Genomic DNA, 11,576 nt, shown 5'->3' with positions numbered 1-11,576 from the left:
GAGGAAACACCCCGGTGAAAAACCTAGAAACTGTAGAACCGCGTGGTTTAAGTGCTGCGGTTCTTATAAAAGGCTGTAGCCTTTTGGTCGCGCTATTAACGAGCGGCTGCCTTGCGTGCAACGAACGAGATTTCCGAAGGCAGAATGCCGAGGTCGTTCAGTTCGCGTGGGCTCAGGCGGCTCAGTTCGTTTACCGTGTTACGGTAGCGGCGCCAGTTATTGTACGAGCGGATCAGGTTCATTTCTCTCACCTAGTAAATCTTATCTCTCTGTGTTGCGACCAGCATATAGGTCCTAAGTTTTGAGAAGTGGAGAGCCAGATTTGCATAGCTGCTGTGCAATTTAGCCTGTCGATTGCATGGCTTTTGCGCAGCTTGGCCATTTTATAATCACAATCATCAGGAGCATGCCCAAATCACCTTTTTTCTGGTGGTTTTCTGCTATTTAAAAGCATGGGTCCGCGCAGGGCATTTTCCCGTATGTTCTTTGTTATTTCTGCTGAAAAGCCCAAATCTTCATAATCGCAGTTTTCGATTTTAATGCGCTCAATCGCATTGCTTGCGGTTTGTTCGTTATCGATCTGAAAACCGCTGTCTTTGATCTCATTAAGTGTCGCAGGAAGGTTTTGATTGAAGGCGACTATTTCACTTGCCATTTGATGTTGTGCAATGATCGAAGCGCGTCCGAGATCGAATTCGGGCGATAATTCTGTGATGCTTACCCAGAAATCGCGCGGCGTTTTCAGGGTGAAGTCCATCTGGTTTATTTTCCCGTGTTTCACCGCATCAAAAAACTGTTTGCCAAGTTCAAAGCCCCGGCGCGTAAACTGTATGCCGGTTATATTATGACCCATAGCGGCTTCATGAAGATAGCCGCATTGAAAATGTTTCCATGATCGCTCCGCAAAGGAAAGGTAGTCTGCTTTGGATGGTTCGTTACTATAAGCTGCGGTTGCACATGATAAAGACAGAACGATTACCGTGCCAATTCTACGTCTACACAAGAGAATATTCCTTCGAATGAAGCGACAGTGCAATGCATTTGCTGTGTATTGCCCTGTTTGCCCGGAACTTAAAGTTATTCTTTCGGCTTAGGGGGGAAATCCATGCAATTTTTGTCGCAAAATTCCCGGGAATTGTCGTCTTGTGACAATAATTATACATGACTCCAGAAACAGTTTAAGCTAAGTGACTTAATGTCGTGTGATGGAGCTTTGCGCTTTTAAGAGATGGTTCTGTCACTGTTTGTCTGCGGGAGAGAGCTGACGCAAGTCGGCCACCGAAGGGGAAATCGCCCGAAATCTCTCAGGTACAAGGAACCGCAGGTGGGTAAGGCAACTCTGGAAAGTCGGGGGAAACCCTGCGCCGAAGGTGTAAGTATAGCTTTATAGCTATGCGAGTCTCTCAGGCTTGAGACAGAGGGGCACGAAGCAACCGCATTTCGCGGAGGCATACGTGCGACTCTGGAGTTGTTATGGGCGATACCGCACACTTGAATACCCTGCCTTTGCAGGATCTGCATGAGGAAGCTGGCGCACGCTTTGGCGGTTTTGCTGGCTGGAACATGCCGATCACCTATCCGCTTGGCGTTATGAAGGAACATCTTCACACGCGTGAACATGTCGGCCTTTTCGATATTTCTCATATGAAGCTGATTGAAGTTTCGGGCGCAGATGCAATTGCGCTTTTGAGCGAAACCTGTCCGCTTGATCCTTCGGTTTTGAAAACCGGCCAGTCGAAATATACTTTCTTTCTCAATGAACAGGGCGGCGTTCTTGACGATCTTATTGTCACGCGCCTTGGCGAAAACCGTTTCATGGTTGTCGCCAATGCGGGTAACGCTATAGCCGATATTGAGCATCTCAATGAAGCAGCATCTGGCAAGGATGTAACGGTCAATCCGCTGGATCGCGTTTTCTTGGCTATTCAGGGTCCGGAAGCCGAAAGCGTGATTAATGATGCCGGTCTGAAAGGTGCAGAACTCGGTTTTATGAGCGGCTTTGAACCTAATCCCAACTGGTTCATGACCCGTTCGGGTTATACTGGCGAAGATGGTTTTGAGATTGGCTTGCCTGCCGATGAGGCGCGCGCGCTTGCAACAAAGCTTTTGGCCGACGAACGCGTCGAATGGATCGGTCTTGCTGCCCGCGACAGCCTGCGCCTTGAAGCGGGTCTTTGCCTGCACGGTCAGGACATCACGCCGGAAACCGATCCGGTCTCTGCCGGTCTCACATGGGCAATCACCAAGCCTGTGCGTGAAAAGGCTGCCTTTAATGGCGCCAAAGCCGTGCTCGATGCGATTGCCAAGGGTGCAACCGCCAAGCGGGTTGGACTTAAGCCGGAAGGCCGCCAGCCAGTACGTGGCGGCGCCGAACTTTTTGACGAATCCGGTTTTCAGATTGGCACAGTCACATCGGGTGGTTTTGGCCCATCTGCAGGTTTCCCGGTTGCCATGGGTTATGTCGAGGCAAGCCTCGCAGTCCCCGGCACCCGCATTTTCGCAGACGTCCGCGGTAACAAGGTTCCCGTTGATGTTCATGCACTTCCCTTCACACCGCATCGCTATCGCAAAGGATGATTTCCATGGCCAATATCCTGTTCACCGAAGATCATGAGTGGATCAGCGTCGAAGGTGGCGTTGCCACCGTCGGCATCACGATCCACGCACAGGAACAGCTGGGCGACCTCGTATTCGTAGACCTGCCGGAAATCGGTCGCAAAGTCGCCAAGGGCGAGAGCATCGTGGTTGTGGAGTCGGTCAAGGCCGCTTCCGACGTCTATGCGCCAGTCGACGGCGAAGTCGTTGAAGTCAACGACGCCGTTTCGAGCGATCCGGCTCTCGTTAATCAAGCTGCAGAAGGCGATGGCTGGCTGTTCAAACTTAAGCTTTCCGATGAAGGCCAGCTTTCGGGGCTTCTCGACAAGGCCGGTTATGACAAACTCGTAGGATAAAAAGATGACGCAACAGGTTCTCCCCTTTGTTGCCCGTCATATCGGGCCACGCGTGGAAGATGAGCGCGCAATGCTTGCGGCGCTCGGTCTTCCTTCAATGGAAACGCTGATCACGCAAGCTGTTCCAGCATCCATCCGCTTAAACCGCGCACTTGATCTGCCAGCGGCTTTGAACGAACACGCAGCCCTTGCCGAGCTTAATGAAATCATGGACCGCAATGTGGTGAAGAAGAGCTTCATCGGTGCGGGTTATCATGGTGCGCAGACACCCCCTGTCATTCAGCGCAACCTGTTTGAAAATCCGGCCTGGTACACGGCTTACACGCCATATCAGTCGGAAATCAGTCAAGGCCGTCTGGAGCTTCTGTTTCACTTCCAGACACTTGTTGCAGAACTAACCGGCCTCCCGGTCGCCTGTGCATCGCTCTTGGATGAAGCAACTGCTGTTGCAGAAGCTGTGGGCGTTGCAGTTCGTCAGCACCGAGACAAGCGCTCGCGGATTCTGCTTGCAGGTGATCTGCATCCGCAGAGCGTGGATGTGATCAACACCCGTGCAGAGCCACTGGGCTGGCAGGTTGAAGCCGGAAGTGCTGTTGACGACAACACCGCTGCCGTCATCGTGCCATGGCCGGATACGCGCGGCGTTTATGGCGATTTCACCGCTGTAATCGCCGATGCCAAGGCCAAGGGCGCTCTTGTTATCGCTGTTGCCGATCCGCTGGCACTCACCATTCTGGAAGCGCCCGCCAAGTGGGGCGCTGACATGGCTGTTGGTTCCATGCAGCGTTATGGCGTGCCAATGGGCTTTGGCGGTCCACATGCTGCATATCTCGCAGTAAGCGAGCCGCTGACCCGCATCATTCCGGGCCGTATCGTTGGCCAGTCGGTTGATGCACATGGCCGCGCGGCTTACCGTCTGGCTCTCCAGACCCGCGAGCAGCATATCCGGCGTGACAAGGCGACTTCGAACATCTGCACCGCACAGGCACTGCTCGCCAATATGGCAGCTTCGTTTGCCATCTGGCATGGCCCGGCAGGCCTGCAAGCCATCGCAACGCGTGTTGCGGGCCTTGCGTCTCGCTTCGCAACGGGCCTCAAGGCTGCGGGTGTCGAAATTGCAGGCGACAGCCTTTTCGACACCGTCACCATAAAGGTTTCCGGCAAGGCGCAGGCCATTGCTGACGAAGCAGACAAGGGTGGTCGTCTCATCCGCATCCTTGATGCCGATATGGTTGGTGTGACTTTCGATGAAACCTCGACCGAAGAAGATCTTGCAGCCCTTGCCGTACTGTTTGGGGCGAAGGCAGTCGGTAACGACGATCTGCTCGTACCTGCAAAACGCCGAGGTGAGGGTTTCCTGACACAGGACGTGTTCCATTCGCACCGTTCAGAAACCGAGATGATGCGCTTCCTGCGTCGTTTGGCCGATAAGGATCTGGCGCTTGATCGTGCGATGATCCCGCTTGGCTCCTGCACGATGAAGCTCAATGCGGCAGCAGAAATGATGCCAGTGAGCTGGAACACGGTTGCCAATCTGCATCCATTCGCACCTGCAGCACAAACGACCGGCTATGCCAAGATGACTTCGGATGTCGAAGCATGGCTTTGTGAAGTCACGGGCTTTGCAGGCGTATCGCTACAGCCAAACGCTGGTAGTCAGGGCGAGTATGCGGGCCTTCTCGCAATCCGTCACTATCACCAGTCACGTGGTGAAGGTCATCGCAACATCTGCCTGATCCCATCGTCTGCACATGGCACCAATCCTGCCAGCGCGTCGATGGCTGGCATGAGCGTTGTCGTGGTCAACTGCCGCCCGGACGGCGATATCGACATTGATGATCTGAAAGCCAAGGCTGAGAAGCATCGTGACAATCTTGCGGCGTTCATGATTACCTATCCGTCGACCTATGGCGTGTTCGAAGAAGGTATCAAGGCGTTCTGCGAGATCGTCCATGACAATGGCGGTCAGGTCTATTTCGACGGCGCCAACCTCAATGCACTCGTTGGCCTTGCGCGTCCTTGCGATATTGGCGCAGACGTCTGCCACATGAACCTGCACAAGACCTTCTGCATTCCGCATGGCGGCGGCGGTCCGGGTGTTGGTCCGATTGGCGTTGCCAAGCATCTGGTGCCATATCTGCCAGGTCATGTTGATCTCGGTTCCAAGCACGCTGTTTCCGCAGCACCGTTTGGCAGTGCATCTATTCTGGTCATTACGTGGATGTATATCCGCATGATGGGCGGCGCAGGTCTCAAGAAGGCAACCGAGGCTGCAATCCTCAACGCCAACTACATTGCGCATCGTCTGAAGGACGCTTATCCGATCCTCTATACCGGCGGGCATGATCGTGTGGCGCATGAGTGCATCGTGGATACGCGTGTTCTCAAGGATAGTGCAGGCATAACCGTGGAAGACGTGGCCAAGCGCCTTATCGACTATGGTTTCCATGCGCCGACCATGTCATGGCCGGTTGCCGGAACGCTGATGATTGAGCCAACCGAGTCTGAGCCGAAGTCGGAAATCGATCGTCTTTGCGACGCAATGATTGCCATTGCAGGCGAAGCAAAGAAGGTTGCCGACGGCGTCTGGCCTGCGGATGACAATCCACTTGTCAATGCTCCACATACCGCAAGTGATACGCTGGCAACAGAATGGACACATCCATACACCCGTGAGGAAGCAGTGTTTCCGGGAAGCGCGTTGAGCGGCGATTTTGACACGACGGCTAAATATTGGCCGCCGGTCAGTCGCGTCGATAACGTGGGTGGTGACAGAAATCTTATCTGTTCATGTCCGCCGGTTGCGTCGTACGGCTGATAACACTTTATTAAGTGAGCGAACGGAGCGGTACTCTTCTGCTCCGTTCGCAATATGATTCCTGGTCGCAGGCGCTTATTTTGTTTGGCACCGATCAGGCGAAGAACTACTTTTCCAAAGCAGGGAGTGAATGAGAATCTGCTTCTTACAAACTGTTCTGGATGCCGAGAAATTGTGTCTTTTCAAAAGTGCTGGGGTAACGCGGCACTTTTGTTTTTTCATATAAGTTTCTGAAATTTAAACAAAAAAAGAGCCGGACTAAAAAGTCCGGCTAAGTTATGAAGGTGCCATATAGGCAAACCTCCAGAGGGGAACACTTACCGCGCGCAATGGGAGGAGGCGCAAGCGGTAAGCACCTGTCATATGGACCTGTTGCAACTATTCTTCAACCCCCAAAACGCGAAATTTTTGACCATTTCGGAAAATTCTGAAACTTTTCACAATCCTGTGTATGCCCTTTTTAAAGCGATTAGCTGTCCAACAACATCTTTCAAATATGTCTGAAAGGTCAAAATCGATTATATTTCCGTAAGATAGGTCTAAAAATAATTGCTACGCATGTCAGCAGTTCCATTAGGATTTATATAAACTTCTCCATAAATCTCTGAAATCATTAGAATAATTCTAAAACAATACTATGATTCTCATGTTCATTTTTGTTGCGGGAAGGCATGCAGAGTTATAAATAGGTTAGTGATCAACAGTAGCCTGACAAGCTGCTGGGGGATCAATTGCATTTGCTGCAAAAGCGCTAAGCGGTTTCATGTGGGCAATTGCGACGGGTAAAAACTGAGAACGATTTCCTTCAAACGATCATGTTGGCCGATGCTCTGGCCATCGCATGAGAGTGCTTCTCAGGCAGATTCAACCGTACTGGATTGTTTGTTAATGCTCGTGCCATTTCTTATTATGTTTCGTGAAGGCGTTGAAGCTGCGCTGATCGTTGGTATTATTGCAAGCTATCTGCATCAGACCGGGCGTAGCGCCTGGATGCCTGTTGTATGGATTGGCGTGCTGTTGGCTCTGGCGATGTCGTTGGCAGTTGGTGCAATCCTCCAGCTCGTAAGCGCAGAATTTCCGCAGAAGGCGCAGGAGCTTTTCGAAGCTATCATCGGACTCATTGCTGTTTTTGTTCTGACCTCCATGGTTTTCTGGATGCGTAAAGCAGCACGTTCGATCAAGGCGGAACTGCATCATTCGATTGATGCGGCGTTCGAAACGCCCACGCATAAGGGCTTTGGCCTGATCCTGATGGTATTCTTTGCTGTGGCCCGTGAGGGGCTTGAGTCGGTCTTCTTCCTGCTCGCCGCATTCCAGCAGAGCGAGGGTGGCGCTGCGCCGCTTGGTGCATTGCTCGGTGTTCTGCTTGCTGCTCTCGTTGGATACGGTATCTACCGTGGTGGCCTGAAACTCAATCTGCGCCGCTTCTTCCGTTGGACCGGCGTTTTCATCCTGATTATCGCAGCCGGCATTCTCGCAAATTCGGTAATGGCCCTGCATGAGGCTGGCATCTGGAACCACTTCCAGATGGTTGTGTTCGACACGAGCGAAATCCTGCCGCTCGATAGCACGCTTGGCTCCGTTCTGGCTGGTATCTTCGGTTATATCGCGACGCCGACGGTCAGCGAAGTGGTGGCTTATCTCGGCTTCCTCGTACCTGCGCTTATTATTTTCCTGATCCCATCTTCCGCGCCTGCGCAAAACGCGCCGGCGAAGCAGACAGTTTAATCGAGATTTTCCATGACCAAGCCGCAAAGCCCAAAACCTGCTGCCCCATTCTCCCGCAACCTCGTGCGAGCGGTTCTGGTGCTGGCCATTCTGCTGGTGCTGGCGGCTGGTGCTGCTTTCTATTACGCTTCGCGGGTTTCAGATAAATCGCGCCATGCAGAGGACGATGGCAAAGTGCAGATCGTGGTCAATGCGAAAAGCTGCGATCCAAATGAACTGACGGTTCCGGCGGGGCGCACGGTTTTTGAAGTTATCAACAAATCTGACCGCTCGGTCGAGTGGGAAATTCTCGACGGGGTGATGGTTCTTGAAGAGCGCGAGAATATCGCACCGGGCTTCAAGCAGACACTTTCCGCCAAGCTTTCACCAGGCGAATACCAGATTACTTGCGGCCTTCTTTCCAATCCGCGTGGCAAGCTGATTGTGACGCCATCGGCAAGCAGCGAAGCCGAAAAGGGTAAGATGCCGCTAACCGCTTTCCTTGGTGCGCTGGCGGAATATCAGATTTATCTCGCTACCGAAGTGGCCGGGTTCCAGAAGGCTGTCGCAACGCTTTCAGATGCCGTTTCAAGCGGCGATATCGAAGCCGCACGGGCCGCTTATGCGCCAGCGCGAGAAGCTTATGCCCGCATTGCTCCCGTTTCAGAAGCATTCTCCGATCTTGATACAGCGATCAATGCACGCGCCGATTTCTTTGAAAAGCGCGAGCAGGACTCGGCCTTTGGTGGTCTGCATCGCATTGAATATGGGCTCTTTGAACAGAAGTCGCTGGACGGCTTGCAGCCCGTCGCCACCAAGCTTGTTCAGGACGCGGCTGGTCTGAAAGAGCGTATCCGGGCTTTGCGTATTTCGCCTGACCGGATGCTGGCAGGCACATCGTCAGCGCTCAACCGCTTTGCGTCTACCGCCGCTGACACAGGCGACGATCGTTACGCACATACGGATTTGCAGGTATTTGCAGGCCTTGTTGAAGGCTCAGCAAAGACGGCGGACGTATTGCGTCCGATCGTCGTCAAAGTCGATCCCAAGGCATTTGAAGGGATTGATGCTCAGGTGTCTGCCGTGAAGGCGATGCTAAGTGCGCAGAATGGCAAGGCATATGACACGCTTTCTGCTGGCGAGAAGACGAAAATCAAGGATGGCGCGACTGCTCTCGCCGACCAGTTTTCAAAACTCCGCGATCAACTTGGAGTGGATTAATGACCAAGAAATTTTTCAAAGACGATAGTTCTGTAACAGACAACGCGATATCCCCAACGCGCCGAGCCCTATTGCTCGGTGCCGGTGCCACAGGTGTCGCGAGTGTATTTGCATCGCAGGCGGCTAACGCGCGCGCTTCTAACAACGCACTTTCATCGGAAAGCGTGACCAATGCGCCTGAAAGCGACAAGTTGCAGGAGAGCCAACCATTTTATGGCGTGCATCAGCCCGGTATTGTGACGCCGCGCCCCGCAACTGGTCTTGTCGCTTCGTTCGATGTCCTGGCTCGAGATCGCGCGGATCTCGAACGTATGTTCAGACTTTTGACCGAACGCGTTGCCTTTCTCATGAAGGGTGGTGAGCCGCCGGCCCTAGATCCCAAGTTTCCGCCATCGGATTCCGGCATTCTCGGGCCGACAGTTACCCCTGATAACCTGACGATCACCGTGGGGTTGGGGAGCTCTCTTTTTGATGACCGTTTTGGTTTGAAACCGTTTAAGCCAAAGCAGTTGCAGCGCATGACGGGCTTTCCCAATGACGCATTGCAAAAAGATCTCTGCCATGGCGATCTGGTGATCCAGTTTTGCTCGAACACCGCAGACACCAATATCCATGCGCTGCGCGATATCATGAAGAACATGCCTGATCTTCTGATGGTCCGCTGGAAACAGGAAGGCTCTGTGCCGGTGCAGCCACCGCATTCGCCAAAAGCCAAAGAAAGCGCACGCAACTTCCTCGGTTTCCGCGATGGTTCTGCCAATCCTGATGCTGCTGACAAAGCCCTGATGGAACGAATTGTCTGGATACAGCCCGGTAACGGTGAACCGGCTTGGGCCGCGAATGGCAGTTATATGGCTGTGCGTATCATCCGTAATTTTGTCGAGCGCTGGGATCGCACACCGCTGCAGGAACAGCAGACAATTTTTGGCCGTCACAAGGATAGCGGTGCGCCATTCGATGGCAAAACCGAAGCCGATGTGCCCGACTATTCAAAAGATCCCGAGGGCAAGGTCACGCCGATGGATTCGCACATTCGGCTGGCCAATCCACGCGATGCCAATGCCGAGCAACATCTGATTTTGCGTCGTCCGTTCAACTATTCCAATGGCGTTACCAAGTCCGGTCAGCTCGATATGGGGCTGCTGTTCATCGCTTATCAGGCCGATCTGGAAAAGGGCTTTATCACTGTTCAGAAGCGCCTCGATGGCGAGCCTCTGGAAGAGTATATCAAGCCAATTGGCGGCGGTTATTTCTTCACGCTACCCGGCGTGAAAGATCAGGATGACTTTTACGCAAGTGCCCTTTTGCAGGCGAGCGGGCCGCAGAATGCGCGTGGGTGAAGGTCTTATCACCACGGAGAGGTAAACATGAAATATCGTCTGCCACTGTTCGCGTCGGCTTGTGTCGTCGCTCTTTCTCTCAGCTTCGGCGCTGCAAAGGCCGAAGTTTCCCCACTCGATCTCGTTCAGCCGATTGCTGACTACAAGATTTATGTTCAGGACAATCTTGATATACTCGTGAAAGACACAAAGGCTTTCACCGATGCAATCAAGGCTGGCGATCTGGCTAAGGCGAAAGAGCTTTATCCATCGACACGCGTTTCTTATGAGAAAATCGAGCCGATTGCCGAACTCTTTGCCGATCTCGATGCATCGATCGATAGTCGCGCTGACGATCACGAAGATGCTGAAAAGTCGGAAGACTTTACCGGCTTCCATCGCCTTGAATATGGCCTCTTCGCGCAGAATTCCACCGAAGGCCTCGATAAATATGCCGATAAGCTTTATTCGGATGTTGTCGAGTTGCAGAAGCGTATTAAGGACATGACCTTCCCGCCTGAAAAGGTTGTTGGTGGTGCAGCAGCGCTTATGGAAGAAGTTGCAGCAACCAAGATTTCCGGTGAAGAAGATCGATATAGCCACACGGATATCTGGGATTTCCAGGCCAATGTTGATGGCTCACAGAAGATCGTCGAACTCTTCCGTCCGCTGATCGAAAAGGAAAACCCTGATCTTCTCAAAAAGTCGGATGCCAATTTCAAAACCGTCAACGACATTCTTGTGAAATACAAGAAGGGTGATGGCTATGAATTATACGACAAGCTTACCGAGGAAGACCGCAAGGTCATGGCTGGTGCGATCAATACGCTTGCAGAAGACCTTTCGACACTGCGCGGTACGCTGGGCCTGAACTGAGGTCAGTCGAATAACTTTTAAATGGCGGGCTTGGTGTCCGCCATTTTTCTTAAACAATACGGGTCTAGATAAAAGTATTGTTTATAAAGCACCCGGATAAACCCGGACCGGACGGTTGTCTTTGACAGACTCCATCACCACAAAAGTGGACGTGCTTGCCACATTCGGCAGGCTTGATATTTTCTCGCCCAGCACCTCGCGATAACGCCGGATGTTGGGCGTTCGCACTTTCAACAGATAGTCGAAAGAACTTGCAATCATGTGGCATTCTTCGACTTCGCGTATCTTGCGCACCGCAACGTTAAAGGCAGTGAGAGCCGCTTCGCGCGTGTCCGACAACTTCACGGTCGTAAAGGCGATATGATCGAGGCCAAGCTTTTCCGGATCAATCGCTGCGCGAAAGCCGATAATATAGCCTTCATCAACCAATCGTTTGACGCGTGCCTGACACGGTGTCTTGGAAAGACCGACTTTTTTTGACAACTCGGTCATGGCAATGCGACCATCGTCGCTCAGAACTTCAAGTATGCGGCGATCGAACTGATCCAGATCGTCTACTGAGTCTATCTTTCGCATTCAAAATGCCTCTTGAAGTCGCTTTAATAAGATCGAATTGCCTTTATATGGATCAAATGAAGACAGAATGCAATTTGTGCTGATGATAGTGTGCAACCATATAAAGCA

The 11,576-nt window shown here is 52.4% G+C and carries 10 protein-coding genes and 1 riboswitch; of the genes, 7 read left to right on the top strand and 3 right to left on the bottom strand.

Going from position 1 to position 11,576, the window contains the following annotated elements; genetic code table 11:
- Positions 1–95 precede the first annotated feature (95 nt).
- Positions 96–242: a DUF1127 domain-containing protein gene (locus H5024_RS17925; protein ID WP_187548470.1), complete on the bottom strand. Its 147-nt coding sequence runs from the start codon at positions 240–242 to the stop codon at positions 96–98.
- 173 nt (positions 243–415) lie between these two features.
- Entirely contained in the window at positions 416–853 is a 438-nt protein-coding gene (locus tag H5024_RS17920) for a hypothetical protein (protein WP_187548469.1), read from the bottom strand.
- A 388-nt stretch (positions 854–1,241) separates the two neighbouring features.
- Positions 1,242–1,331: riboswitch (glycine riboswitch) on the top strand.
- A 142-nt stretch (positions 1,332–1,473) separates the two neighbouring features.
- On the opposite strand from H5024_RS17920, the gene gcvT reads away from it, so the two are divergent.
- The 7 genes from gcvT to efeO (H5024_RS17885) all read left to right on the top strand — a co-directional run bounded on the left by gcvT (position 1,474) and on the right by efeO (H5024_RS17885) (position 10,892).
- Entirely contained in the window at positions 1,474–2,577 is a 1,104-nt protein-coding gene (gcvT, locus tag H5024_RS17915) for a glycine cleavage system aminomethyltransferase GcvT (protein WP_187548468.1), read from the top strand.
- 5 nt (positions 2,578–2,582) lie between these two features.
- Complete coding sequence (gcvH, locus tag H5024_RS17910) at positions 2,583–2,951, top strand: glycine cleavage system protein GcvH (RefSeq protein ID WP_187548467.1); 369 nt, start codon at positions 2,583–2,585, stop codon at positions 2,949–2,951.
- 4 nt (positions 2,952–2,955) lie between these two features.
- On the top strand, positions 2,956–5,769 hold the full coding sequence (gene gcvP / locus H5024_RS17905) for an aminomethyl-transferring glycine dehydrogenase (protein ID WP_187548466.1): 2,814 nt from the start codon (positions 2,956–2,958) through the stop codon (positions 5,767–5,769).
- Between the two features lie 888 nt (positions 5,770–6,657).
- Positions 6,658–7,497 carry an iron uptake transporter permease EfeU gene (gene efeU, locus H5024_RS17900; RefSeq protein WP_187548465.1) on the top strand — a complete coding sequence of 280 codons (840 nt, stop codon included), beginning with the start codon at positions 6,658–6,660 and terminating at the stop codon, positions 7,495–7,497.
- Positions 7,498–7,509: 12 nt separating this feature from the next.
- Complete coding sequence (efeO, locus tag H5024_RS17895) at positions 7,510–8,697, top strand: iron uptake system protein EfeO (protein ID WP_187548464.1); 1,188 nt, start codon at positions 7,510–7,512, stop codon at positions 8,695–8,697.
- Positions 8,697–10,037 carry an iron uptake transporter deferrochelatase/peroxidase subunit gene (gene efeB / locus H5024_RS17890; RefSeq protein WP_187548463.1) on the top strand — a complete coding sequence of 447 codons (1,341 nt, stop codon included), beginning with the start codon at positions 8,697–8,699 and terminating at the stop codon, positions 10,035–10,037. Before efeO (H5024_RS17895) ends, efeB begins: the two co-directional genes overlap by 1 nt.
- Before the next feature lie 27 nt (positions 10,038–10,064).
- Complete coding sequence (efeO, locus tag H5024_RS17885; RefSeq protein ID WP_187548462.1) at positions 10,065–10,892, top strand: iron uptake system protein EfeO; 828 nt, start codon at positions 10,065–10,067, stop codon at positions 10,890–10,892.
- An 81-nt stretch (positions 10,893–10,973) separates the two neighbouring features.
- Here the strand turns inward: efeO (H5024_RS17885) and H5024_RS17880 are convergent, their stop codons facing one another.
- Complete coding sequence (locus H5024_RS17880) at positions 10,974–11,468, bottom strand: Lrp/AsnC ligand binding domain-containing protein (RefSeq protein WP_007879523.1); 495 nt, start codon at positions 11,466–11,468, stop codon at positions 10,974–10,976.
- Positions 11,469–11,576: the final 108 nt, after the last annotated feature.

The organism is Ochrobactrum sp. Marseille-Q0166 (genome assembly GCF_014397025.1).
Lineage (GTDB): Bacteria > Pseudomonadota > Alphaproteobacteria > Rhizobiales > Rhizobiaceae > Brucella.
This window is presented reverse-complemented; position numbering and strand designations above follow the sequence as displayed.

What these genes read in the sequence shown, in the direction of transcription:
- H5024_RS17925 (WP_187548470.1), bottom strand. Translation starts at nt 242, where the DNA reads ATGAACCTGATCCGCTCGTACAATAACTGGCGCCGCTACCGTAACACG.
- H5024_RS17920 (WP_187548469.1), bottom strand. Translation starts at nt 853, where the DNA reads ATGGGTCATAATATAACCGGCATACAGTTTACGCGCCGGGGCTTTGAA.
- gcvT (WP_187548468.1), top strand. Translation starts at nt 1,474, where the DNA reads ATGGGCGATACCGCACACTTGAATACCCTGCCTTTGCAGGATCTGCAT.
- gcvH (WP_187548467.1), top strand. Translation starts at nt 2,583, where the DNA reads ATGGCCAATATCCTGTTCACCGAAGATCATGAGTGGATCAGCGTCGAA.
- gcvP (WP_187548466.1), top strand. Translation starts at nt 2,956, where the DNA reads ATGACGCAACAGGTTCTCCCCTTTGTTGCCCGTCATATCGGGCCACGC.
- efeU (WP_187548465.1), top strand. Translation starts at nt 6,658, where the DNA reads ATGCTCGTGCCATTTCTTATTATGTTTCGTGAAGGCGTTGAAGCTGCG.
- efeO (WP_187548464.1), top strand. Translation starts at nt 7,510, where the DNA reads ATGACCAAGCCGCAAAGCCCAAAACCTGCTGCCCCATTCTCCCGCAAC.
- efeB (WP_187548463.1), top strand. Translation starts at nt 8,697, where the DNA reads ATGACCAAGAAATTTTTCAAAGACGATAGTTCTGTAACAGACAACGCG.
- efeO (WP_187548462.1), top strand. Translation starts at nt 10,065, where the DNA reads ATGAAATATCGTCTGCCACTGTTCGCGTCGGCTTGTGTCGTCGCTCTT.
- H5024_RS17880 (WP_007879523.1), bottom strand. Translation starts at nt 11,468, where the DNA reads ATGCGAAAGATAGACTCAGTAGACGATCTGGATCAGTTCGATCGCCGC.